We start from the raw sequence: 24,217 nt of genomic DNA on the forward strand, positions 1-24,217 counted from the left end.
ACATTCTTCAGCAAACTCCCATGAAGAAGACCATTTTGACTCTCGTGGCCGCCGCCGCCCTGCACACCGCTTCGGCCCAGAACTCGGCCGTTACCAACGCCATTCTCTACCAACGTCAGGGGACGCTCGATAAGGCCCGCGTCGAAATCGACAAGGCGGCCATGAACGATAAGACGCAGGCGAAAGCCAAGACCTGGTATACCCGGGGCGAAATCTACGAAGGCATCGTGGCCAGCCCGATCTACGGCAAGTCGCTGCCCGTAACGGAAGGCACTAAAACGGCTTTCGAATCGTATTCCAAAGCCCTGAGCCTCGACGGTAAAGACGGCGAATATGGTAAGCAGGCTGCTGCCAAACTCGACGGCCTGTATGGGCTGGCGCTGAACGCCGGCGTAGAAAGCTACAACGGGAAGGACTTCGCAAAAGCCATGGATTCGTACCGCATGGCGCAGCAAATCCGCCCCCAGGATACGACGGCTTACCTGTACGCGGCCTACGCTTCGGAAGCCAACCAGGATTTCAGCACGGCCAAGGAAATGTATGGCAAGCTTCAGGGCATCGGTTATAAGTCGCCCCAGTTGTATGGCCGGCTCCTGCAGATTGCCCGGCAGGAAAAAGATGAAGCCGCCGCGATGAAAGCAGTGCAGGACGCGCTGGTTATTTATCCGACCAATAAAAGCTTCATGCTGGAGGAACTGAACATGTACCTGAGCGCCGGCCGGGGGAAAGAAGCCCTTGATAAAATCGACCGGGCCATTGCTGCCGATCCGACCAACTCGAATCTGTATGCGGTGAAGGGTTCCATCCTGGATCAGGACAAGCAGCCAGTGCAAGCGTTGGAAGCCTACAAGAAGGCAGTAGAAGTAGACCCGACCAACTTCGATGCAAACTTCAACTTGGGCATCTATAACTACAACAAAGCGGCTGATCTGTTTACCCGGGCCAGCAAGATGAGCTTGGCGGAGTACCAGAAATCGGGCAAGAAATTCGAGGCCGATGGAAAGAAGTACTTCCAGGAGTCGTTGCCTTATTTCGAGAAGGCGCTGGAAGTGCAGCCGGATGACCGGGCCACGACCAGTGCCTTGCAGAAGGCGTACTTGCGCGTCGGCCGGACAGCGGATTCGCAGCGGATGTCGACTAAGCTGGACGCGATGAAGTAAGACAGAGAAGCCTCCGAAAGTAGGAGAGGCTAGTTAAAAACAAGGCCCGCGTGCGCGCGGGCCTTGTTTTTAAAAACACTAGTTAACATAATATAAATTATAAGACAAAACGCTTTGCTGGAATACGAGGCCGGTCGCCACGTTTGTGGGCACTCTTTAACGGGGAAAATGAGGGAAATTTCAAAGGCAGACCCGATGTTTAGAACTGGAGTATCTGATACAGCTTGCGGCGCGCTGGCTTAAACAGCGAAACCTTGAGCACCTCCGTACGTCTGTTGCTGCGGTGTCATCGAAAGCGCGAAGTCACCGCAGCAACAGACGTAGCCTTCCCTGTTCTTAGCAGCTACGCCGAATATCAGTGTTTCGCACGCTGTAGCGAGGGCTTTGCGTCTTCTCGTGGAACGATGCTGGACTAGCCATGTGTCCGACAATATGCAAAGAGGCCTCGCTATAGCGTGCCTTTACGGTCAATGAAGATGAAACCAGACGTGTTCTCATGAAAGCCTTGGAAGTACGTTGGTTATTGAGCGTAGTTTTCTCCAGGATAAATCGGATGAGAAGGCAACAAATGCGTCCCAAGTGATAAGCGTTGCTGAAGACCTGGTGACTGTCGGACTAAAACAGCAAGAGCTTTGTGAGTAGGCACAAAATTCTCCAAGGGATATTTCAATTGCAGCTCTACTCCTGCTGATATCTCAACATACGACAGCTCCGAGATGCTCCTGCGTGAGTACTGATAATCTGGCCCGTGTGATAAGCTATCAGTAGATGGTGAAACTCATTGGGTGATTCACTAACGAAGGACCTAGCCCGCTTAGCAGGCCAAAGAACACCTGTCTGCTGTTCACCCCCGGCCCCCCGGTATTGTAAGAAGGTATTTATTTTGATATAAAAAAGTGGAAATAGCGGTAATGGATAGAGTAGAGAGATATAATCCGGTAAGTAGATATATAAAAGTAAAAAAAAGCACAAAAAGTATTAGAAAGTATAACTTTTATATACTATATACTGCTTATTATTACTATATACTGCTTGATTTACCGTGCCAATACTTATTTTTGTTTCTTATACTCCTCCTTCTCCTACCATGCCCAAGACGATAGACTACCCCCGCACTTCTTACCAGAGCGCCTGGGAAGTGGCTGAAGTTGTTGATGACACGGGTGGCAAGTGCGCCATCGAGACAGCGGCGCGGAAACTGAACCGCAAGGTCAGTGGCTCCTTTAAGGCTATCATTGGCTCAGCCGTTAAGTTTGGCCTGCTGACCAGTAAGCGCGAGTTATTGACTACAACCAATCTTTTCCGACGTATCAAGAACGCCTATGATAAGCACGAGGAAAAGATTTACCACCGGGAAGCGTTCTTGCACCCTCCTCTCTTCACCCAGATCTGCCGCAAATTTCGCAACCGCGAGTTACCGGTGCATATGTTCGACGTGATGCTGGTACGCGAGTTTGGCGTAGAGGAAATCAATACCCAGAGCGTTTCCCGGGCTTTCATTGAAGGAGCACGCATGGCTGGTATTCTAAATGAGCAGAATATCATCGTCGATATCGACCAGTTAGCCGCCCAGCAGCAGCCCCGGCGGGAACTGGCCAGCTCGGAGATGCCGCTGAATGTCTTCCAGGCTCCTACCCCGGCGCCAGCCGCTACTGCGCCGCCAAGCCCGGGTATATCTTCCTCCCGTCTGGTTGTACCCTCCCCCCGAACGGTGGACGTTGTCTCCAGCCTGTTTGGACTCGATACCGACGACCTGGAACACACGGAGGAAGCACCTGCTCCCCAAGTCATCCCGGCAGGGCCTAAAGCTGAGCCGGCGTTTATGCCTTCTGCTACTACCCGCCCCGAGGCCACGCTGCCACAACCTGCTACGCAGCCACCAGTCGAGCCGAGAACCGAAGCAGATGCTCCTTCCAGAGTCAGCAGCAACGAGCCAGCCGTGTATGCCATTCATATTCATGGACCAGGCTTGGACACTCATCTAACTATTCAAGATCAGGAAGACCTGACGCTGGTGAATGCCTTACTCAACAAGATTCGCCGCCAATTACCAAGCTAAACTTGCTCCCAACTTGCTGAACCGCATGCCTTATGACACAGCGAATGTTAGTTGAAGCTCGCTGTGTCATAAGGTGTGTGCTACCTTTTACCAGCAAATTACTTACATATATATGTTATGTTAAATCAATATATGTATCAAAGATCTCACTTCCAATGAAGTGCTTTATATTCCCTTTAATTAGCAACAGGATTTATTCGTGATACACTTTTCCTCAGAAACGGGCTCCCCCCTACCGCCACCAGGCCAGCTTCCGCCTGCTACCGACGGCCTTTGCCAGCGTCAACCGACGAGAACGGATCAGCCCCAGTCATAGACATACGGCTACAAAGACAATGGATACCGGCACGGCCCCCGGTATCCATTGTCTTTGTAGCGGATTATCGGCGCATTGTTTCCTGCTGTTCTTGCTGACGCCGCCGCAAAGTGGACCGTAGCTGCCGGACGTTGTCGACCTCGTAGGCGTCAGGCTCGGCCGACACGACGCGCTCCACGGCCCGGGCCGAGCGCCCTCCAAAAACAACTACCTCCCGCCCCAATGCGTGCAGGGCCTCGGCCCGGGCCGGCGTAACGGCGTTTTTGTGCAGCACCACGGTGCCGACCTGCGGCAAGGTTCGCAAGTCGGCGAGGGAGGCCTCGTAATCGTCGCCAACTTCCAGGCCCAGGCCTACGGCCGGCATCAGGTAGCCCAGGTACCGGAGCGTGGCCGGGCGATTGGTGATAATTAGGACCCGGCCCAGCGGCACCTGACAGTGACGGAGCAACCGCTCAATGCCACGGGCCAGCGCTTGGTTGCGGGCCACGTCATCGTTGGCGCACGGGTCATCTTCGTGCAGGTCCAGGTGCAGATATGGAAACTGCGGCTGCTGCTGCAACCGGGCCAGGATGGTGGCGAAGGTCTGGATGCGCTCTTGATGAAACCAGTCGTAGGGCCAGCCCCCGCGGTACCGGAGCCGCGTGAGGGCCGCAGCCGGGGTCTGACTCACGCAGCCCTGCCCCGTGGTCATGCTTTCGAGCGTGTTGTCGTGGTAGAGCACCGGCACGCTGTCCTGGCTCAGGCGCACATCAATCTCAATTCCGTCGGCGCCGTGGCGCAGGGCCCGATTAATGCTGCGCAGGCTACTGGGCGGCAGCGGATTGAAGGGGCGCAGAGGCGTAAAAAACCCGGACCCCGCGTGACCGATGATGAGTGGCGCATCCGCCGCCGGGCTCTGGGCCCGGGCCGGCAAGGCCAGCAAGCCGCCAGTACCGGTTGCCAGCACCAGCAAGGACCGGAGGAATGGCCCCAGGCAAAATAGTTGACGCATAAGGTGGAGTAGGAGAAAAAAAACGAACGAGCGACTGACGGCCACTACCGGCCCCCGCTACCGGCCCGCCAGCGGAGCTATACGCAACAGAACCCGTCGGCGGGGTAAATCCGGTTACATTTGCGCCGGAGCCCGTGCTGGCTCCCTTGCTTTTTTCCCCTGCATTACACGCATGGCATCCATTCTGGTAACGGGCTGCGCGGGCTTCATTGGCTCGCACCTGGCCGAGCGCCTGCTCCACGACGGGCACCGCGTGGTCGGCTTAGACAATTTCGACCCGTTTTACGACCCCGCCCACAAGCACCGCAACCTGGCCCTGTGCCGGGCGCATCCCCGCTTCAGCTTTCATGAAACCGACCTGCGCCACGGCGTCGATGCGCTGGTCGACGCGCTGCCCGCCGACCCGATTGACGTGGTGGTGCACCTGGCCGCCAAAGCCGGCGTGACCCCCTCGGTGCAAGAGCCGGTGGCCTACCTCGAAAACAACGTCATTGGGACCACCCACCTGCTGGAGTGGATGCGGCAGCGCAGCATTACGAAGCTGTTTTTCGCGTCCTCTTCTTCCGTGTACGGCAACACCCGCACCCAGCCCTTCCGTGAAGACATGAACCTGCTGGCCACCTGCATCTCGCCCTACGCGGCCAGTAAGCTCAGCGGCGAGCAGCTCACCTACACCTACCATCACCTCTACGGCCTGGACGTACTCAATGCCCGGTTCTTTACCGTGTACGGCCCCCGCCAACGACCCGACCTGGCCATTCATAAGTTCGTGCGCCTGTTACGGGCCGGCCAGCCTATTCCCGTATTCGGCGACGGCAGCACGGCCCGCGACTATACCTTCGTCCTCGATACGGTCGACGGCATCAGCCGGGGCGTCGGCTACCTGCTCGACCACGCGGGCGTGTACGAAACCATCAACCTGGGCAACAACCGCCCCGTACCCCTGCTGGAGCTGATCCGGGCCGTGGGCGAGGCCGTGGGCATTGCGCCCCGCCTGGTGTTTGAGCCCATGCAGGCCGGCGACGTGGACGTAACGTACGCCGACATTCGCAAAGCCCGGGAACTGCTCGGCTACGCCCCCCGCACCAGCCTGGCCGAGGGATTACGGGCGTTTGTGGAGTGGCAGGCCGCAACCCCGCCCCCCTTCCAGCCATAGAGAAGTAGAAGTTCCGCCGGACTCCGGCCCTACTTTTATCGCCCTTCCCATGGCTGATTCTGCTGCGCCAGCCCACCCGGCCGATGCCGTACTTCCAACGCCCGGATTGGCCGACGTGGTGTTCAATGTCTCCCTAATGGGAACCATGCTGCTGCGCCCCCTTTACGCGGGAGGCCAGGATTCGGAAATCATCGATCCTACCACCAGTTGGCCCGGGACCCGGCCACGGCCACCGCTACCGTCATCATCATGCTCACCACCACCATGAGCTCCCGCGACCTGGCCCGGCTCAACGAGCTCAACATTGCCGGCCTGGTGAGCAAGCTCCGCACCCAGGACAAGGTGGTTCGCAGTAAAGCCGGTTCCGGTACCAGACTTACCCCGCTTTTGCACTGATTCTCTGCTTTTTTTCCTCTTAACCCACAACCCGATGTCCGCTTCTACCCGCAACACCATTGCCCGCATTCTGCAAGTGCTGGTGGGCCTGGCCTTTATTTTCTTTGGCGTCAAGAAATTCATGGATCTGCCCGCCACGGTGGGCATGTTCGGCAGCCTGGGCCTGCCCGGGGCGCTGGCCTACGTGATTGCCGCCGCCGAGCTGCTGGGCGGTATCGGCCTGCTCATTCCCCGGTTCGTGCGGCCGGCGGCCCTGGGCCTGGTGCTCATCATGCTCGGGGCCGTGGTAATGCACGCCACCAAAATCCCGGGCGGCCTGGCCGGCGGAATGGCCGCCATCGTACTGCTGGTGCTGCTGATCGTGATACTGGTGCTGAGCCGGCCCGCCACCACCCCGGTCGGCTAACCCCGCCTGTTACCAGGCGCTGGCTGACTCCTTCATTGATATAACGCAAAAACCGCCCGGCAGCAGTGCCGGGCGGTTTTTGCGTTGTTGCAGGACTAAGGTTGTAGCGCAAACCAAAGGACAGCAAAGCGGGTGATTGGCTGTCCTTTGGTTTGCGCTACTGGCCGCTACTGGCCTTCGCCCGGGCTGCCGGGCACGGGCAACGGCGCGAGCAGGTCCCGCAGCTGCCGGCGCAGCAGCACGATGTTGCGGGCATACACGACCGTACCGAATACGTTGCCGATGATGAGCACGGCGTCGTGGCGCAGCAGGGCGTAGGTTAGAATCAGCAACGAGCCCACCAGGCTAATCACCCAGAAGCTCAGCGGCAGGCTCGATTCGCCCTTGCGCTCGGAGTAAATCCACTGGTAGACGAAGCGGAGTAGGAAAATGGCCTGGCCCACGGCTCCGAGCAGCAGCAGGCCGCCCGGAATTTCGGTGCCCAGCATGGCCCGCAGGCTGAAGTGGCGGTTGCCGGCCACGAACCCGCCCAGCATGGCCACCGGAAAGGCGTAGGCCGCCGCCCGGAACCAGGGGCTGAGCTTGCGCCACTCGCCCAGCAGCTGCAGGTTGCGGATATAGATGGCGTAGCTGATGAGCTGGGCCCCGAGAATGACCGGGTCGTGGCGCAGGATGCCGTACACAATCATCAGAAACGACGATACCAGGCTGATTTGCCAGAACAGCGTGGGCACGAGCACCCGCTTAGCCCGCTCGCTCTGAATCCACTGCAACACGATACGGCTCGAAAACAGCAGCTGCGACACCAGCCCGATGGCCAGCGCCACGGTTTCTTTCTGAATTAAAAATGAAAAGTTAACAGTTAAAAACTGGCCCATTTCGATTGGCACACGCGGCTACGTTCAACTTCGGCGCTGCCAGGCAGGCAGCATAACCAGATAATTTTCAACTTTTACCGCTCAATTTTTACCTGAATCAGTAGTCTGCTCGCTGATTTCGTAGTTCTTCCAGCGCGAGCGAATCCAGCGGAAACCGAACGTGTCGATGAGCGGCTTCCAGGCCCGGTTCCAGAGGTTGTACTTGGCCGTGCCAGCGAAGCGCGGAAAGTGGCGCACCGGCAGCTGCTTCACCTGGCCGCCCTGCAGCTGCACGAGCGCGCCCAGAAACCGGTGCAGCCCATGAAACAGCGGCAGGCGGCGGGCGTAGTCGGTTTTGATGATTTTCAGCGGGCAGCCCGTGTCCTGAATGCCGTCGTTGATGAGCGTGCGGCGCACGCCGTTGGCTAGTTTGGAGGACAGTTTCTTGACCACCGTATCCTGGCGGTTGGCCCGGATGCCGTTCACCATATCAAAGGCCGGGAAGAACTCGAAAAAGGTCAGGAAATCGAGCGGCGTAGTCTGGATATCGGAGTCGATGTAGCCGATGAGCGTGGTGCGGGCGTGGTCGATGCCGGCTTTGACGGCCGTGCTCAGGCCCCGGTTTTCTTTGAGGCTAATGAATTCGTAGGCCGGCTTCTGTCCGCACACCGCCCGCAGAATGGCCAGCGAGCCGTCAGTCGAGCCGTCGTTGACGAAGAGCACCGTAGTGGCCACCGGCGTCTGGGTCAGAAACTTATCCATCTCCACCACAAACTGCCCCAGGCTTTCTTCTTCGTTGTACACGGGCACGAGCACCGTCAGGCTTTGAGTGGCGAGGTAGGCGGCGTTGGCAGCGGGCATAGCGGGGAGTGGTAGAACGGGGCGGCAAGGTACGACGGCTACCGGGAACTCATTTTTGCCGCGTAGCCACTGCGGGCCAGTAACTCGTTGCATACACCCATAAGATGATACCTTTGCCAGTAGCTTCTATTTGCTTGCTTACTGTCGCTTATACCCTGTTAACATGATACTCTTATTCTGCGCAGCCTCGTTAACCTTGCTAAGCGCTGATACCCCCCCGGCAGCAGTAACGCCTACTGTCGCCACTACGGTACCCGATACAACCCGGAACCGGCCGTCCCGGCCGGCGCAGCTCCTTCGGGTCGGGCTGCGCACTGTGGCCTCTCCCGATCTGGCCCTGACCTACGAGCGGCAGCTTTCGGCGCGCTTTTCGCTGGCGGGCGGAGTGGGCTACTGGGGCGACACCTTTCGTAGCGGCAGCGTTACCCACAACGCCGACGACACATTTACCTACGACAATTACGCTATCCGGGAGCGCACCTACGGGGCCGATGCCCAGCTCCGCTACTACCTGCGCCGACGCCAGGCGCACCGGCCCCTGAGTGGTTGGTACGGCGCCCTGCAAGTGTACACCTATTACCAGACCGCCCGCACCCGCCATACCACCTTCGTGGCCCAGAACCGCGACGACCATAACCAGCAAACCCGCGCCCAACTGCTGTTCGGCCGCCAATGGAGTTTCGGCTCGTCGCTGACGCTGGACACCTATATCGGACGCGCCTTTTACCGGGAAGCGTTTGCCAGCAATTTCAACCACTATTCCCCCATTGGGTGGGGAGTACAGGCTGGGTGGCGGTTATAGCCAACCAGATGTATAGAGTACGCAACGGCCGTCAGGCATTGACCGGCAATGAGGTAGTTGGAGTAGTAGTAGTAGGAGTAGTAGTTGGGGCCTCACGCTTGCCCAGCTACGCCGCCCATTGCTCGCGCAACACCGACATCAGCAGCTTGTCGTGGAACGCGCCCTCCCGGTAGCAGGCCTGGCGCAGGCGGCCTTCCGGCTGGAAACCGGCCCGCAGGTAAGCCCGTACGCCGCCCTGGTTGGGCTCGGAAACCGTGAGCATAATACGGTGCAGGTTCAGCTGCTCAAAGCCCAGCGTAACCACCCGCCGGGTTACCTCCGTGCCGATTCCCTGGCCCCAACAGCTTTTTTCGCCCAGCAGAATGAAGTACTCGCCGGAGCGGTTGTGGCGGGAAATGCCGGAGATACCAGCGTAGCCAATCAACTCATTAGTGCCGCTCAGGTAGATGCCCAGGGAATAGCTGTTGGTATCCTGCAACGTGGCCGCCAGCCACTGCTCTACCTGCGGGAGGGTATGCGGGCGTTGAAAGGCCGTGAGCGAATACCTAATTGCCGCCGGGTCGCTGATCCAGCGGTGGAAGGTAGCGGCCTGGTCAGCGCGGAGCGGGCCTAAGTGGATGGGGGGAACCGGCATGGGGATTTTCAGGCTATAGGGTATGAACAGAAAAACGCTGCCCGTGCCCGGTGAGCAGACGAACAGCGTTTTCATAAAGAAGTTGGTTTGCGGCTACTCCGGCCGCCGCACGCCGCCCGAGATGGTGCTGTGCCGCGCCCGCAGTACCTGCACCACATCTTCCAAGGACAACCCCGAAGCCGTTAGCAATACCACCAAATGGTACAACAGGTCGGCGGCTTCGCCCTTGAGGCCTTCCACGTTGCCGCCCACGGCGTCGATAACGGTTTCCACGGCCTCCTCCCCCACTTTCTGGGCAATTTTGGGCATGCCCTTGCGGAAGAGCGAGGCAGTGTACGACTTCGGGTCCTCGTCGGGGAACTGGTGGCGGCGCTGCACCAGGCGCTCCAGCTCGGCAATGAAGCCCACGGCCGGGGCCGGGTAGGCCGTCTGGGCGGGCTGCTCGAAGCAGCTGGTGGTACCCCGGTGGCAGGTGGGGCCGTCGGGAATGGCGCGGATGAGCAGCGCGTCCTGGTCGCAGTCTTCGTGCTCGCTCACCACGGTCAGGTAGTTGCCGGAGGTTTCGCCCTTGGTCCAGAGGCGCTGCTTGGAGCGGGAAAAGAACGTCACGCGGCCCGTTTCGCGGGTTACGCGCTGGGCCTCCTCGTTCTGGTAGCCCAGCATAAGCACCTGGCCCGTGGCGGCATCCTGCACAATCACGGGAATCAGCCCATCGGGCATTTTGGCAAAGTCCATTTGGTGTTGGTTTTTGGTGGGTGGTTGTTGGTTTTTGGTTGATGTTCTTTTTCAACTTCTGGCTGCTGGAATGATTTCTCATCCCCGAGCCAAAAACCAAAAACCACCCACCAAAAACCAACCGTTACAGCCGCATCGGGATACCGTCGCGGCGCAGGTGTTCTTTCAGTTCGCGGATGCCGATTTCGCCGAAGTGGAAGATGCTGGCGGCCAGGCCGGCATCGGCCTGAGCCTGCTGGAAGACGTTGGTGAAGTCCTGCTTGGAGCCGGCCCCGCCCGAGGCAATGACCGGGATGGTTACAGCCCGGCTTACGGCCCCCGTGATGTCGAGGGCGAAGCCGTCCTTGGTGCCGTCGTTGCTCATGGACGTGAGCAGGATTTCGCCCGCGCCCCGGTCGGCGGCCTCCCGGCACCACTGCACGGCGTCGCGGCCGGTGTTGTTGGTACCGGCCCGGGTGTACACCTGCCAGCCATCGGCGTCGTTGAAGCGGGCATCGGCGGCCACCACAATGCACTGGGAGCCGAAGCGGGCGGCCAGCTCCTCAATCAGCTCGGGCCGGGCCAGGGCGGCCGAGTTGATGCTCACCTTATCGGCCCCGTTCATGAGCAGCGCCTCCACGTCGGAGATGGTGCCGATGCCGCCGCCCACGGTGAACGGGATATCGAGCTCCCGGGCCACGTCGCGCACCAGCGCCACGAGCGTGGCCCGCTTCTGGTTGGTGGCCGTGATGTCGAGGAACACCAGTTCGTCGGCGCCTTCGCGGGCGTAGCGGGAAGCCAGCGCCACCGGGTCGCCGGCGTCGCGCAGGCCCTCAAAGCGGACGCCCTTCACGGTGCGCCCGTCCTTCACATCAAGGCAGGGAATGATTCGTTTGGTTAGCATTATATTGGTTTTTGGTGGGTGGTTGTTGGTTTTTGGCTGATGGTTATGGTTGATTTCTGGTTGTCGTAGCGCTGTCCGCCGAATGCCAAAAACCAACAACCACCCACCAAAAACCAACGCCTACAGCCAGGGCTGCAGCTGCTCCAGCGTAATGGTGCCTTCGTAAATGGCCTTGCCGATGATGGCGCCGTGCATGCCGATGGCAGCCAGCGCCTCCACATCGGCAATGGTCGTAACGCCGCCGCTGGCAATGAGCTCGGCGGCGGGCAGCTGCGCCCGCAGTTCGGTGTAGGTGGCCAGCGACGGGCCCTGGAGCTTGCCGTCCTTGCTCACGTCGGTGCAGATGAAGGTGGTGGCCCCGGTGGCCAGGTAGTTCTCTACGAACTCGCGCAGGGTCCGCTCGCTCTGCTCGGCCCAGGCGTTGATGGAAATGTGGTTGTCGCGGTAGTCAGCCCCGATGATGATGCGCTCGGCCCCGAAGGTGCGGAGCCAGCCGGCTACGGTTTCGGGTTCGCGCACGGCAATGCTGCCGGCTGTAATCTGCCGGGCCCCGGCGTCGAAGGCCTGGCGCACGGCGTCCTCGCTTTGCAGCCCGCCCCCGAAGTCAATGTGCAGATTGGTGTGGCGGGCAATGCGCTCGAGCACCGGCAGGTTCACGGGTTGCTTGGCCCGCGCCCCATCCAGGTCGACGAGGTGCAGGCGCTTGACGCCGGCCGCTTCGAAGCGCTGGGCCACGGCCAGCGGGTCGGAGTCGTAAGTGGTCTGCTGGGCAAAGTCGCCCTCCGTCAGGCGCACGCACTGGCCGTTGATGAGGTCGATGGCGGGAATAATTTCCATTCGTAGTTGTGTCGGTTTCGGTTGCTGATGGTGGGTGGGTAGCCCGGCGTAGGGTGCGGGGCTTGTCCCCGCCCGCCGTCGGGACGTACTCGTTAGCCCTGCGGATGACTATTCAACCCTTCGCCCTGACGGCGGGCGGGGACAAGCCCCGCACCCTACGCCGGGCTGCTGGCAGCTTACAGTTTGAGAAAGTTTTCCAGGATACGCGTGCCGACCGGGCCGCTCTTTTCGGTGTGGAACTGCACGGCGTAGAAGTTCTCGTGCTGAACGGCGGCGCTGAAGGGCGCGGGGTAGGCGGCCTCGGCAATGGTGTAGCTACCCACCGGCGCATAGTAGCTGTGCACGAAATACACGTAATCCTCGGCGCTGAGGCCCTCGAACAGCGGACTGCGCAACGCCTGCAAATTGTTCCAACCCATGTGCGGCACCTTGTGCTCCGGCGCGGCCGCCTGGAAGCGCACCACATCAAAGGGCAAAATCCCGAGCATGTCGGTGCCGGCCGCGCCGCCCTCCTGGGTGTGGCGGCCCAGCAGCTGCATGCCGAGACAGATACCGAGGAAGGGTTGGGTGAGCGTGGGCAGCAACTCGTGCAGGCCCTGGGCGCGCAGCTCCTTCATAGCGGAAGCCGCCTCGCCCTCGCCCGGGAACAGGACCTTATCGGCCCGGCGCAGCACGTCGTGGTCGGCCGTGAGCGTGGCCTGCACGCCCAGCCGTTCCAGGGCAAACAGCACCGACTGTACGTTGCCGCCTTTGTAATCAACTATGGCTATTTTCATTTGAACATATCGTGAAAGACGCGCGGTTTATTCTTTTGTTTAAACAAATGGTTAAACGTGTGTGCGCTGTCTGTCAGCCGTTAATCCCTTGAGCCACTCCATAACACAGCCTGGCCGTAGCTTGTAGCGACTTTGCCTGTTCGCACATCACCGGATACACTCAGCAGGCTAAATACAGAATATCAATTCCAGCTTACCCATTTGTTTATACATATGGGTAAGCTACAAAATGCCCTTCGTGCTGGGAATTTCCATGCGGCCGGCGTCGCGCACCAGGGCCATCTTCATGGCCTTGGCAACGGCCTTGAAAATGGCTTCAATCTTATGATGCTCGTTCTGCCCCTCGGCCTTGATGTTGAGGTTGCAGCGGGCCGCGTCGGAGAAGCTCTTGAAGAAATGGTAGAACAACTCGGTCGGCATATCCCCTATTTTCTCGCGCTTGAAGTCGGCTTCCCACACTATCCAGGGGCGGCCCGAGAAGTCGATGGCTGCCTGGGCCAGCACGTCGTCCATGGGCAGCAGGAAGCCGTAGCGGGCCAGGCCGCGCTTGTCGCCGAGAGCCTGGGTGAAGGCTTCGCCCAGGGCAATGGCCGTGTCCTCGATGGTGTGGTGCTCGTCGATGTGCAGGTCGCCCTGCACGGTAATCTTCATATCAACGCCCGAGTGCTTGCTGAGCTGGTCGAGCATGTGGTCGAAGAAGCCCAGGCCGGTGTGCATAGCGGGGCGGCCGTTGCCGTCGAGGTTGAGCGCTATGCTGATTTTGGTTTCATTCGTGTCGCGCTGGACCACGGCGGTGCGGGCGGGCAGGCGCAGGAACTGGTATATTTTTTCCCAGCTCATGGTCGTGAGGGCGGCGCGCTCGTCCTGCCCCTCCCCTTCCGGCTGCAGCAGGATGGACTGGCAGCCCAGGTTTACGGCCAGTTCCACGTCGGTCAGCCGGTCGCCGAGCACGAAGGAATTTTTGAGGTCGTACGCGCCTTCGGCCAAGTACTGCTGCAACAGGCCGGTGCCGGGCTTGCGGGTGGGCAGGTTCTCGTGGGGAAAGCTGCGGTCGATGTGCTCGCGGGCAAACTCCACGCCTTCCGAGCGCAGCACGTCGAGCATCATGGTGTGGGCCGGCCAGAACGTATCCTCCGGAAAGCTCGCGGTGCCGAGGCCGTCCTGGTTGCTCACCAGCACTAGCTCGTAATCCAGCTCGCGGGCAATGCGCGCGAGGCCGGAAATGGCGCCGGGCACAAACTGGAATTTTTCCCGCGTCAGCGCGTCTACCTGGAAATCCGTCGGCGGCTCGATGAGGATGGTCCCGTCGCGGTCAATGAAGAGTACTTTTTTCATAAAGAAGAAACATGCCGCCGGCACGTGGGCCCGGCAGCCTGAAGATTAACAAAGAAACAACGCCGGTTTTTAATCGGACGGGGGCAACAATTCACGAATAAAATCGGCGTAAGCCTCCCCCAGCGGCAATTCCAGATTGAGAGCCAGCCGGCGACGCTGGGTTTCTATCGGCTCCTGACTATGAGGATTCAATCCGGTTTTTGAGTACTGTTCCCAGTAAAGCCCAAGGCCCCGCTTTTGCCAAGCCGGCAACTCATTGTAATTAATGCCGTGGGCAAATAGCAAATCGTGCTTGGCAGCCAGACGCTGCCCCTTCACCTGAGCCGTAGCCTCCGCCACCGAGCGGCCCTGCTTGCGCAGCAACCAGTAGCAATGGGCATTCAGCGAGTTGCGGCCCGCATCTTCCTGCCGCCACCGGAAATAATCAACCACATCTTCGCGGCGGGGCAACTGGGAAATCCGACAGTCAAATACGCCCAAGTCACCGAGCAGCAAGGAGAATTTGGCTGAGGCTTCGCCCGCCAGTACAGACGTGTATTTGCGCAGCTTGCGGCCGAAAGTATTCTCGGTAGGATGCAGTAGCAGGAAAATTTCGTCGCTTTGGGTGAATCCGTACACCATTCGAAAGCCACACTCCAACAGGTGGCGCGTGGTTTCGGCCATATAGTCGCGCATCCGCGCATCGAAGGGTGCTTCAAAAGGATGAATCTCTTTCGTGAGCCGGGTGAACCCGCGCCCATCCAGACGGGCTACCAGGTAGAGCCCGGGCAGCGCACAATGGTCGTGGGCCGTTTCAAACACGCGCAGTCGCGCGTCAAGACTAGAGAATTTCATCCTGCCAGGTGGTCACGTCAAATCCCTGATTATGTAAAGGCCGCACGAAGTACAGCTGGTCGAAGCCTTCAGCGCGGGTGGGCAGCTCCAGCCGGTTACGGGTGGCACGGATACCCTTATCGGGTACCTGCCGCTCCGCAGGCCGCTGCTGGTTGCGCTCCAGCGCCTGCGCCGCTACCGACTGAAAAAAGTATCCAACCACTTCGAAACCCACGGCCCGAGCCGCAGCCAGGTAACTGGCCCGCTCCACCCGCGTAGGGTTGGTATTGTCCACCACACACTGCATCTGGGTTTCCAGGCACAACTCCAGCAGCAGCCGTTCTCTGTGGCGCGTGCGCAACAAATCCAAGCTGATGCGCACGTGGGAGTGGAAAAACCGCTGCTGATAAAACGTCGACTTTCCGGTGGCCTGGATTCCGCAGAATAACACGAGTTGCATACCTTATATATTATGGAGTAGAATTCACTTGTTGCCGTAGCAAAAACCACCCTTCAAATGCTACCCCGCAAACTCCCCCAGCGCCCGCAGCAACTGCTCGTTCTCAGCCGGCGTGCCCACCGTCAGGCGGAGCGTGCCGACGCAGCCGGGCTGGGTGGTGCGGTTGCGCACAATGATGCCGCGGGCCACCAGGAAATTGTAGAGGGCCGTGGCATCGGGCTTGAACCGGACCAGCAGGAAGTTGGCATCCGAGGGGAACACCTGCGCCACGATGGGCAGCATGGGCAGGCGCTCGGCCAGCCAGTCGCGGCCCGTTAGCAGCTGGCGGCGCAGCTCCTCGGCGCGGGGCGCGTCGTGCAGGGCGGCCAGGGCGTGCTGCTGGGTGGCTTCGGAAATGTTGTAGGGCGGCTTGATTTTGTTGAGGTAGCCGATGATGGCCGGCGAGGCGAAGGCCATACCCAGGCGCAGCCCGGCCAGGCCCCAGGCCTTGGAGAAGGTCTGCAGCACCACCAGATTCGGGAATTCGGCCAGGCGGGTGATCCAGCTGGGGGTTGGCGCAAAGTCGGCGTAGGCCTCATCCACCACCACCAGCCCCCGGAACCCGCGCAGGATTTGCTCGATGGCCGCCGGGTCCAGCAAGTTGCCGCTGGGGTTGTTGGGCGAGCAGAGCCACACCAGTTTCGCCTCCGAAGCCACCACTACATCCACGATTTCGGGCGAGAGCTGGAAGTCGGGCGTGAGCTGGATACGCTCCACGCGCACGTCATTGAGGTTGGCGGCCACTTCGTACATGCCGTAGGTGGGCGGCAGGATGAGCAGGCTGTCGTGGCCGGGCACGCAGGTGAGGCGCACCAGCAGGTCGATGGCTTCATCGGAGCCGTTGCCGAGGAAAATCTGCTCCGGCTGCACATTTTTAAGCTGGGCCAACTCGGCCTTCACGGCCCGCTGCTGGGGGTCGGGGTAGCGGTTGAACCGCTCGGGGCCGGCGCTGCCCAGGCTGTTCTCGTTGGCATCGAGCATGACCTGGGCCTCGCCCTGAAATTCGTCGCGGGCCGAGGAGTAGGGCTTCATGTCCCGCAGATTGGGCCGCACAAGGCTATCGAGGTTAAACATAAATCACAGATTTTGCAGCTGATTGCGCTGATTCGTTTTAGGTTGACCGTCATGCTGAGCATGTGGCGGATTGAGCCAGGGTGCGCAGCATGACGGTCTATGTTCATTCCTACTCCCCGTTCTCAGCCAACGACTCCAGGCGAAGCGTAACGGCGCGGGCGTGGGCGCGGAGGCCTTCGGCTTCGGCCATTACTTCTACCACCGGACCTACGTTGAGCAGGCCTTCGCGGGTGAGGCGTTGGAAGGTGATTTTCTTGAAGAACGAGTCCAGCGAGACGCCGCTGTAGTTGCGGGCGTAGCCGTTGGTGGGCAGCGTGTGGTTGGTGCCCGAGGCGTAGTCGCCCACTGCCTCTGGGGTCAGGTGGCCCAGGAACACCGAGCCGGCATTGGTGACGCCCTCGGCCAGCTGTTCGGGGTTTTGCACGGCCAGAATCAGGTGCTCCGGCGCGTACTCGTTCGAGAAGGCCAGCATTTGCTGCGCATCGCGCAGCAGAATGGCGCGGCTTTCGGTGAGGGCCTGGGCCGCTACCTCAGCCCGGGGCAGCTCGCGCAGCTGGCGTTCCACCTCGGCCTTGGTTTGCTCCAGTATAGTTAAGGAGTCAGAAAGCAGAATTACCTGCGAGTCGGGGCCGTGCTCGGCCTGGCTGAGCAGGTCGGCGGCCACGAAAGCCGGGTTGGCCGTGGCGTCGGCCATGACGAGCACTTCCGACGGGCCGGCCGGCATGTCGATGGCCACGCCGTAGCGGGTGGCCAGTTGCTTGGCGGCCGTCACGTAGCGGTTGCCGGGACCGAAAATCTTGTCCACGGCCGGCACCGATTCGGTACCCCCGCTCAGCGCCGCCACGGCCTGGGCGCCGCCGGCCTTCACGATGGTCGTGATGCCGAGTAGCTGGGCGGTGAACAGAATGATAGGGTTCACCGAGCCATCGGTCTGCGGCGGGGTGCAGAGCACGATTTCGGGACAGCCGGCCAGCTTGGCCGGCACGCCCAGCATCAGCAACGTGCTAAACAGAGGCGCGGTGCCACCCGGAATGTAGAGACCCACCCGCTGCACGGGCACCGCCCGTCGCCAGCAGCTCACGCCGGGCATCGTTTCCACCAGCTCTTCCTGCGGAATCTGGGCCTGGTGGAAACGCAGAATGTTGGCGTGGGCCTGCCGGATAGCCGTCTGGAGTTCCGCCGGCACCTGAGCCGCGGCGGCCGTCAGTTCTTCGGAACTCACGCGCAAACTACCGGCCGCCGCCAGATCGGCACGGTCAAATTGCCGGGCATAGTCTACCAGGGCGTCGTCGCCGCGCTGGCGCACGTCCTCAAAAATCTGCTGCACGCGCTGCTCCACGTCCTGGGCCTGCTGCTGGGCCGCCCGCTGCTGCAAGGCCGCCCACTCCGGCCGGGAAGGGTATTGAATCAATTTCATAGCTGTTAGCTGAAAGCTGTTAGCTAGTAGCTTTTGTTCTGAGAGCCTCCGATTGGAAGCTAACAGCTACTAGCTAACAGCTGAGTTAGCTGATCATTTTCTCAATCGGGAGTACCAGGATGCCTTCGGCGCCCACGGCTTTAAGCTGGCTGGTGATGTGCCAGAAGTCGTCCTCGTTTACTACCGACTGCACCGATACCCAGCCTTCTTCGGCCAGCGGCGTAATGGTGGGCGACTTGATGCCGGGCAGCAACTGCTTTACTGCGTCCAGGGCCGCGACGGGCGCATTGAGGATGATGTACTTGTTACGGCGGGCGCGGCGCACGGCCTGCATCCGGAACTGCAACTGCTCCAGGAGCTCCTTCTTCTCGGCGTTCAGGTTCTGGTTGGCGATGAGCACGGCCTCGGAGCGAAACACGGTTTCCACTTCGCGCAGGCCGTTGCCGAGCAGCGTGGAGCCGCTGCTCACGATGTCGCAGATGGCCTCGGCCAGCCCGATGCTGGGGGCAATTTCCACCGAGCCGCTAATGGTGTGCAGGTGCGCCTCCACGCCCTTTTCGCGCAGGTAGTCGCCCAGGATCTGGGGGTATGAGGTGGCGATGCTCACGCCCTGCAAGTCCTGGATGGAATCGTAGGCGGCGGCGCGGGGCACGGCCAGGCTCAGGCGGCACTTGCTGAAGCCCAGGCCCTCCACCTCCAACTCCGGAAAACCGGCTTCCACCAGCACGTTCTGGCCCACAATGCCCAGGTCGGCCACGCCGTCCTGCACGTAGCCGGGAATGTCGTCGTCGCGCAGATACAGGATTTCGAGGGGAAAGTTGGTGGCTTCGGTTTTGAGCTTGTTGGAAGCGGCGAGGAAGCTGATACCGCATTCGCGGATCAGGTTTAGGGAATCTTCGCTTAAGCGGCCGGATTTCTGGATAGCCAGACGGAGCATGGTTTTTTAATTAAGAAGTAGGAATTAAGAATTAAGAATTGACCGTTTTCGGGTTCTTAACTGATAATTCAGGAAGGGGTTTGGGGCGGAAACGGGACCCAGACGTTGCGAGGCGGCCAATGGCAGGCCTGTCCCCCGGTTTTTCGGGGGCCGGCGAACCAAATCAGGTTCGCCCAACGGGGTCGATATGATGCGTTCATTCCTCTAGAAAGAGGAATGGTGCCCGTGATGCAGATGATGCTGCGGGGTCTCAGACGCGCTGGCCTCGGCCCGGCGGCCCGTTACGGGGGCGGCCTGGGGGCTGATGGGGCTCAGAAAAAGCGCGGAGAAAGGCATACGGGGTGCGAAGTAGCGGGGCAAATGTACGCGGCGGCGGTCAGGATGAAAACTTTTTCAGGAAAAATTTACCCTAAAACCCGGACCTTCACGTTTTCAGTACCGGTTCAACCCGGTTTTGGCACCATTGTTTCGGAAGCGGCCGGTGGGGCTTGGCGGCCGCAGCTGTTTTTTTTTCGCGCCGGCCGTTCTCGCCCCCTACCTTGCCCGCCTTACCTGCCTGCATATGCTTCGTATCCGCCCGTTCGCTTTTCGTGTTGCCTTTTTAATGGCCCTCGGTGGTGCCGGCAGTGCCCACGCCCAGGCCACCGATGCCGCCGCCCCCCTGCCCCCGCCCACTACGGGCGTGCCTACCGGCATCGAGTTGCTGCTCCCTCAAGCCAGCCCCCACGCCGTGGTGGCCCAAACCGTGGGCCTGACCGACGTGACGGTGGAGTACCATTCGCCCTCCGTGCGCAGCCGCACGGTGTGGGGCGGCCTCGTACCCTATGACCAGGTGTGGCGGGCCGGGGCCAACGAAAACACGCTCATCCGCTTCTCGACGCCGGTGCTGCTCCGGGGCCAGACGGTGCCCGCCGGCCAGTATTCGTTCTACGTGGTGCCCCACCAGGACCGGGACTGGGAAGTGGTGCTCAACCGCGTCGTCAACCACTGGGGCAGTGAGGGCTACGACCAGCGCAACGACGTGATTCGGGTGCCGGTAGTGCCCGAAACGGCCCAGTTTCAGGAGAGCCTGTTGTACTGGTTTTCCAACGTGCGGCCCAACAGCGCCCACCTCAACCTGACCTGGGAACGGCGCACGCTGGTGCTGCCCTTCGAGGTGGAAGTGCACAAGCAGGTGCTGGCGGGCGTGGAGCGCGCCCTCCAGCAGCAGCCCAACGACTGGCAATTACTGGCCCAGGCCGCCGATTACCTGGTACAGAACAACATCCAGCCCGAACGCGCCCTCAACTGGATTAACGAGTCGCTCCGCCTGCTCGACGCGCCCACCAACAACTGGATTAAGGCCCGCCTGCTGGCCCAGCAACTGGATTACGGCACGGCCATCGTCTACGCCCGCAAAGCCATCAAGCTCGGCGACAAGGACGACGCCGCTTTCAAGTCCCAACTACCCAACATGCGGCTCTCCCTCACCGAGTGGCAGGCAAAAGCGTATTGAGAAGTGAGAAACGGCTTTGGGCCGGAAGGATTGTGTAACAGCCACTGCTTTGGGCAGCGGCTGTTTTTTTGTAGGGCATCTTGGGCGGCATGGAAGCTTTTCTGGCCGTTTGCCGCGCTATTCATCCGCTTTCTGAGGGCCTGGAGGCCGAGTTGCGCCGGCTGGCCCGGCTGGAAACCGTGCCGGCCCGCACGGCGCTGCTGGAGCCCGGCAGCGTGGCCCAGCGGCTGTATTTTCTGGAAACGGGTTTGGTGAGGGGCTTTTACCTGAAGGACGGCAAGGAGGTCACGTCGTGGTTTATGCCGGAGGGTCACTTCGTGATTTCAATTCTGAGCTTCTTTTCGCGCCAGCCCTCCCACGAGTACCTGCAAACGCTGGCCGAGTGCCGGCTCTGGTCGCTCACCCACGCGCAGGTGCAGGGCTTGTACCGGCAGTTTGCCGAGTTCAACTGCATCGGTCGGGTGCTCACCGAGCGCTACTACGTGCTCAGCGAGCAGCGCGCCCTCGATCTGCGCATGCTGCCCGCCGCCGAGCGCTACGCCCGCCTGCTGCGCGACTTTCCGGGCCTCGTGCAGCAGGTACCGCTGCACCTGCTGGCCTCGCACCTGGGCATCACTGCCGAAACGCTGAGCCGCCTGCGCGCCCGTCGCGCCGGCTAAATCCGTTCTTGATAAATGTCAAGGGATGCAGGTGGTGCGGCCCGCACCTTTGGAGCATGGTTTCCCCCTCAAACTTTGCTCCTATGCGACTTACCCTGGCCTTGTTCTTTTGTGCCCTACTGGTCTTGGCCAATGGCATAGTAGACCATTACCATGCCCCCACCGGAATTATGCTGACCCCGGTACTTATTTTGTCTATTACTACCCTGATGGTGTCAACCAGGCGCTTTCGAACCAATCCGGTTTCGGCGATGCTGATGGTTGTGCTATTCATCAGCCTAAATGATACCGGGATAAAACTATACGGCGGCGGCACGCACGACAATGAGGGGCAGGCGTGGGTACACCTGTTTCTGCTTATTGGCCTCCTACCCTCATACAGTGCACTTCTGTTCGTGATTTTTCGTCAGTCCACTGCTTCCGTCAGCACGAAAATTGTCGCCGCCCTCCTGTTCCCGCTCCTGCTGTTCGGGTACCTAACTCTTTTTGCCGACCTCGGTATGGGGCAGCTGAACAGCTGCCGCTACGGGTGCTAACCTTCCGGCGCCCCGTATCGTCTAAAACCGCGCGATAACGCGCAGGTTGACCAGGCGCTGGCTCAGGAAGTTGGGCACGCCGTAGGTGCGGCCGTTCAGGTCCTGCACGTAGTTGTAGCCGGCCAGGTTATCGGCCCCCAGCACGTTGAGGATTTCCAGGCTCATCCACAAGTTCTGCACCTGCACGCGGCGGCCGGCAGCGCGCTCGGTTTCGGTGCGCAGGCCCAGCACTTTGGTAAAGCCCAGATCGGCGCGCTTGTAGGCGCGGGTGAGCTTGCTGGTGCCCCGCAAATCGGGCGCGTCGGGGGGGCTGAAGGGTAGGCCGGTACCAAATACCAGGTTCACGTAGCCCTTCACCGAGGGGTTGCCGGGCAGGTTATCTTGCAGGAAAATGCCGAAGTTCAGGCGCTGGTCCGAGGGGCGGCGGATGTAGCCTTTGGGCACCCGGCCGGTGGCGTTGCCAGCCGCGTCAAAGGTAGTCAGCGAGTCGCCCACCAGGTTTTCGCGGGTCGTGAGCAGGCCCAGGCTGAACCACGATTCGGTGCCGGGAATGAACTCCCCGCTCACCCGGGCATCGAAGCCGGCGGCGTAGGCCTTGGCGTTGTTGGTGGCCTGGTAGCGCAGGCGCACGTTGTCGATGTCGTAGGGCACCACGTCGGTGAGGTACTTGTAGTAGGCCTCGCCGGTGAAGCGGAATGGGCGGTCCCAACTGCGGAAGCGCAGCTCGTTGCCCACAATGAAGTGTACCGAGCGCTGGGCCCGCAAATCGAGGTTGAGCGTGCCTTCCTGACTCTGGGGCGCGCCCGTTTGGTAGCGCAGCTCCCGGTAAAAAGGCGGCTGGTGATACACGCCCACGGCCGCTTTCCACGACAACCGGGGGTTGCGGGCGCTGGTGAAGGCGTACTGCACCCGGGGGCTGAAGGTAGTCTGCCGGTTCACCGTCCAGTAGCTGGCGCGCGCGCCGTAGGTGAGCGTGCGCAACGAATCGAAGCGGATGGTGTGCTGAAGAAAGCCCTGGGTGCGGGTGCTTTCCAGGTCGAGGTTGGACACCAAACGGGTGCGGCGCGCCTCGGGCACGTAGTCGGCCGAGTCGGCGAAGCTGTACTCGTTGAGCGCATCCTGAATTCGCTCCCGGCCCGCTTTCACTCCCCAGCGCACCGTGCTGCGGTAGCCGGGCGTCCAGGTCCCGCGGGTTTCGAGGGTGGCAATGCGGGCTTCCAGCGTATTGCGCGAGTGCTTGAACAACGAGCCCACGCCCCGGCGGTTGAGGTCGGCCCCGAACGCGCCCACTTTGGGGTCGCGGTTGATTTCGGCAATCTGGTAGCCCGCCTCCACGTCGCGGTACTCGAACTCGCGGGAATACAACAGCCCCCCGAGCAGTTCCAGGCGCAGATTGGGCCGCACCGCGTGGCCCAGCCGGAGGCCGCCCTGGTAGGTATCGTACTGCATCCGTTCCCGGCCCTCGTAGCCGATATAGAGCCGCGTGGCCTGGGCCGCCCCCGTATTGAAGGTAGTTTCGCCGCTTTTGGGGTTGAAACGAAAATCATTGTGGGCGAAGGTGTTGAAAATACCGACCGTGGTGCGCTCCAGGTTGTCCTTGGGTCCCAGGGCCAGCGTAATCAGGCTCTGCCCGTCGTAGAAGGTGGGGTTGTAACCGCCCTGCTGCTGCTGGAGCGAGTTGAAAACGTAGGTGGCGTTCTTGTAGCGCACCCCGGCCAGGTAGCTCACCCGCTGGCTGGGCGAGGCCGCCTCCACGTGGGCCGAGCCACCCACCAGGCTGGCCGTGGCCGAACCCCCGAATTTCACCGGCTGCTTGTACTCGATGTTGAGCACCGAGGACAGCTTGTCCCCGAATTTGGGCTGCCAGCCCCCGGTCGAAAACTCGATTTTGTTGACCAGATCGGGGTTCACGAAGCTCAGGCCCTCCTGCTGGGCGGTAGTCACCAGAAACGGCCGGTACACCTCGAAGCCGTTCACGTAAATCAGGTTTTCCTCGTAGTTGCCGCCCCGCACCGAGTAGGTACTGGTCAACTCGTTGGTGCTGGCCACCCCGGGCAGGGTTTTGAGCACGGCCGAGAAGTCGCCGAAGGGCGAGGGAATTTCCTTGGCCGTGCGCGGCTCGAGTTGCAGAATGCTCACCTGCTCGCGGGTATCGGTGGCATCGGTGCGGCCCCGCACCGTCACGTTGTCCAGGGCCCGGCTGTCTTCCTGGAGCGTGAGTTCCAGCTCCCGAGGCTGATCCAGGCTGAGGGTCACGCGCTCGGTGCGGTAGCCCAGGCGGCGCAGGACCAGCACCGGGGCTTTGCCGCCCGGCGGCCGGGCCACGCTCAGCGAAAACCGGCCCCGCTCGTCGGTGCTGGTGCCGCCCGGCTGGCCCTCCACGCCCACAATTACCTGCTCCAGGGGCTGGCCGGCCGCGTCGCGCACGACGCCCGCAACCAGTACCCGGGCCGCCGGGCTTACCTGGGCCAGCGCGGGCCGGGCAGCTACTCCGGCCAGCAGCACCAGGGCGCCGGCGGGTACCGGACTACCGAGCAGCCGTAATCCCAAACGAAAATTCAGGCGGAAAGAGAAGGGCATCCG

24 protein-coding genes are annotated in these 24,217 nt (G+C 61.0%); 9 read left to right on the plus strand and 15 right to left on the minus strand.

All coding sequences use genetic code 11. The annotated features are described in order from the left end of the window. The first annotated feature begins 20 nt into the window (after window positions 1–20). Both D0T11_RS01560 and D0T11_RS01565 read left to right on the plus strand, forming a co-directional pair. Window positions 21–1,160, plus strand: a complete 1,140-nt coding sequence (locus tag D0T11_RS01560; RefSeq protein WP_119654024.1) for a tetratricopeptide repeat protein — start codon at window positions 21–23, stop codon at window positions 1,158–1,160. Window positions 1,161–2,247: 1,087 nt separating this feature from the next. Then, window positions 2,248–3,219, plus strand: coding sequence for a hypothetical protein (locus D0T11_RS01565; protein ID WP_119654025.1), 972 nt, complete (start codon window positions 2,248–2,250; stop codon window positions 3,217–3,219). Window positions 3,220–3,599: 380 nt separating this feature from the next. Here the strand turns inward: D0T11_RS01565 and D0T11_RS01570 are convergent, their stop codons facing one another. After that, the gene (locus D0T11_RS01570; RefSeq protein WP_119654026.1) at window positions 3,600–4,526 is read right to left on the minus strand and encodes a glycerophosphodiester phosphodiesterase; all 927 of its coding nucleotides are present in this window, start codon (window positions 4,524–4,526) and stop codon (window positions 3,600–3,602) included. Window positions 4,527–4,698: 172 nt separating this feature from the next. Here D0T11_RS01570 and D0T11_RS01575 point away from each other — a divergent pair, with 172 nt between their 5' ends. From D0T11_RS01575 to D0T11_RS01585, 3 genes are all read left to right on the plus strand, one after another. Next, window positions 4,699–5,682, plus strand: a complete 984-nt coding sequence (locus D0T11_RS01575) for a GDP-mannose 4,6-dehydratase (protein ID WP_119654027.1) — start codon at window positions 4,699–4,701, stop codon at window positions 5,680–5,682. Between the two features lie 207 nt (window positions 5,683–5,889). Beyond that, complete coding sequence (locus tag D0T11_RS01580) at window positions 5,890–6,078, plus strand: hypothetical protein (protein WP_119654028.1); 189 nt, start codon at window positions 5,890–5,892, stop codon at window positions 6,076–6,078. Window positions 6,079–6,112: 34 nt separating this feature from the next. Continuing rightward, on the plus strand, window positions 6,113–6,484 hold the full coding sequence (locus D0T11_RS01585; RefSeq protein ID WP_119654029.1) for a DoxX family protein: 372 nt from the start codon (window positions 6,113–6,115) through the stop codon (window positions 6,482–6,484). Window positions 6,485–6,651: 167 nt separating this feature from the next. On the opposite strand, the gene D0T11_RS01590 is transcribed toward D0T11_RS01585, so the two are convergent. Both D0T11_RS01590 and D0T11_RS01595 read right to left on the minus strand, forming a co-directional pair. After that, the gene (locus D0T11_RS01590) at window positions 6,652–7,311 is read right to left on the minus strand and encodes a lipid-A-disaccharide synthase N-terminal domain-containing protein (protein WP_245990573.1); all 660 of its coding nucleotides are present in this window, start codon (window positions 7,309–7,311) and stop codon (window positions 6,652–6,654) included. A gap of 132 nt (window positions 7,312–7,443) precedes the next feature. Continuing rightward, the gene (locus D0T11_RS01595; RefSeq protein WP_119654031.1) at window positions 7,444–8,202 is read right to left on the minus strand and encodes a glycosyltransferase family 2 protein; all 759 of its coding nucleotides are present in this window, start codon (window positions 8,200–8,202) and stop codon (window positions 7,444–7,446) included. Between the two features lie 316 nt (window positions 8,203–8,518). On the opposite strand from D0T11_RS01595, the gene D0T11_RS01600 reads away from it, so the two are divergent. Continuing rightward, window positions 8,519–9,004, plus strand: coding sequence for a hypothetical protein (locus tag D0T11_RS01600; RefSeq protein WP_119654032.1), 486 nt, complete (start codon window positions 8,519–8,521; stop codon window positions 9,002–9,004). A 106-nt stretch (window positions 9,005–9,110) separates the two neighbouring features. On the opposite strand, the gene D0T11_RS01605 is transcribed toward D0T11_RS01600, so the two are convergent. The 11 genes from D0T11_RS01605 to hisG all read right to left on the minus strand — a co-directional run bounded on the left by D0T11_RS01605 (window position 9,111) and on the right by hisG (window position 18,944). Then, the gene (locus D0T11_RS01605) at window positions 9,111–9,638 is read right to left on the minus strand and encodes a GNAT family N-acetyltransferase (protein WP_119654144.1); all 528 of its coding nucleotides are present in this window, start codon (window positions 9,636–9,638) and stop codon (window positions 9,111–9,113) included. 93 nt (window positions 9,639–9,731) lie between these two features. Then, window positions 9,732–10,373, minus strand: coding sequence for a bifunctional phosphoribosyl-AMP cyclohydrolase/phosphoribosyl-ATP diphosphatase HisIE (hisIE, locus tag D0T11_RS01610; protein WP_119654033.1), 642 nt, complete (start codon window positions 10,371–10,373; stop codon window positions 9,732–9,734). Between the two features lie 124 nt (window positions 10,374–10,497). Beyond that, the gene (hisF, locus tag D0T11_RS01615; RefSeq protein ID WP_119654034.1) at window positions 10,498–11,256 is read right to left on the minus strand and encodes an imidazole glycerol phosphate synthase subunit HisF; all 759 of its coding nucleotides are present in this window, start codon (window positions 11,254–11,256) and stop codon (window positions 10,498–10,500) included. A gap of 120 nt (window positions 11,257–11,376) precedes the next feature. Beyond that, entirely contained in the window at window positions 11,377–12,093 is a 717-nt protein-coding gene (gene hisA / locus D0T11_RS01620) for a 1-(5-phosphoribosyl)-5-[(5-phosphoribosylamino)methylideneamino]imidazole-4-carboxamide isomerase (protein WP_119654035.1), read from the minus strand. 176 nt (window positions 12,094–12,269) lie between these two features. Then, the gene (gene hisH, locus D0T11_RS01625; protein ID WP_119654036.1) at window positions 12,270–12,869 is read right to left on the minus strand and encodes an imidazole glycerol phosphate synthase subunit HisH; all 600 of its coding nucleotides are present in this window, start codon (window positions 12,867–12,869) and stop codon (window positions 12,270–12,272) included. Window positions 12,870–13,091: 222 nt separating this feature from the next. Further along, on the minus strand, window positions 13,092–14,204 hold the full coding sequence (gene hisB / locus D0T11_RS01630; RefSeq protein ID WP_119654037.1) for a bifunctional histidinol-phosphatase/imidazoleglycerol-phosphate dehydratase HisB: 1,113 nt from the start codon (window positions 14,202–14,204) through the stop codon (window positions 13,092–13,094). Window positions 14,205–14,273: 69 nt separating this feature from the next. Continuing rightward, window positions 14,274–15,038, minus strand: coding sequence for a tRNA(His) guanylyltransferase Thg1 family protein (locus D0T11_RS01635; RefSeq protein WP_119654038.1), 765 nt, complete (start codon window positions 15,036–15,038; stop codon window positions 14,274–14,276). Next, complete coding sequence (locus D0T11_RS01640; RefSeq protein WP_119654039.1) at window positions 15,025–15,477, minus strand: AAA family ATPase; 453 nt, start codon at window positions 15,475–15,477, stop codon at window positions 15,025–15,027. The genes D0T11_RS01635 and D0T11_RS01640 overlap by 14 nt, the downstream gene beginning before the upstream one ends. 60 nt (window positions 15,478–15,537) lie before the next feature. Further along, the gene (gene hisC / locus D0T11_RS01645) at window positions 15,538–16,590 is read right to left on the minus strand and encodes a histidinol-phosphate transaminase (RefSeq protein WP_119654040.1); all 1,053 of its coding nucleotides are present in this window, start codon (window positions 16,588–16,590) and stop codon (window positions 15,538–15,540) included. A 109-nt stretch (window positions 16,591–16,699) separates the two neighbouring features. Beyond that, on the minus strand, window positions 16,700–18,007 hold the full coding sequence (hisD, locus tag D0T11_RS01650) for a histidinol dehydrogenase (protein ID WP_119654041.1): 1,308 nt from the start codon (window positions 18,005–18,007) through the stop codon (window positions 16,700–16,702). Window positions 18,008–18,092: 85 nt separating this feature from the next. Next, on the minus strand, window positions 18,093–18,944 hold the full coding sequence (gene hisG / locus D0T11_RS01655; protein WP_119654042.1) for an ATP phosphoribosyltransferase: 852 nt from the start codon (window positions 18,942–18,944) through the stop codon (window positions 18,093–18,095). Window positions 18,945–19,506: 562 nt separating this feature from the next. Here hisG and D0T11_RS01660 point away from each other — a divergent pair. The 3 genes from D0T11_RS01660 to D0T11_RS01670 all read left to right on the plus strand — a co-directional run bounded on the left by D0T11_RS01660 (window position 19,507) and on the right by D0T11_RS01670 (window position 21,634). Beyond that, the gene (locus tag D0T11_RS01660) at window positions 19,507–20,439 is read left to right on the plus strand and encodes a DUF2911 domain-containing protein (protein ID WP_147374474.1); all 933 of its coding nucleotides are present in this window, start codon (window positions 19,507–19,509) and stop codon (window positions 20,437–20,439) included. An 89-nt stretch (window positions 20,440–20,528) separates the two neighbouring features. Further along, window positions 20,529–21,098, plus strand: a complete 570-nt coding sequence (locus D0T11_RS01665) for a Crp/Fnr family transcriptional regulator (RefSeq protein WP_119654044.1) — start codon at window positions 20,529–20,531, stop codon at window positions 21,096–21,098. 83 nt (window positions 21,099–21,181) lie between these two features. After that, on the plus strand, window positions 21,182–21,634 hold the full coding sequence (locus tag D0T11_RS01670; RefSeq protein WP_119654045.1) for a hypothetical protein: 453 nt from the start codon (window positions 21,182–21,184) through the stop codon (window positions 21,632–21,634). Window positions 21,635–21,655: 21 nt separating this feature from the next. Here D0T11_RS01670 and D0T11_RS01675 read toward each other — a convergent pair whose 3' ends face one another. Next, a complete protein-coding gene (locus D0T11_RS01675; protein WP_119654046.1) occupies window positions 21,656–24,214 on the minus strand; it encodes a TonB-dependent receptor in 2,559 nt (852 codons plus the stop codon). Window positions 24,215–24,217 lie beyond the last annotated feature (3 nt).

This window comes from Hymenobacter rubripertinctus, assembly GCF_003583925.1.
GTDB lineage: Bacteria > Bacteroidota > Bacteroidia > Cytophagales > Hymenobacteraceae > Hymenobacter > Hymenobacter rubripertinctus.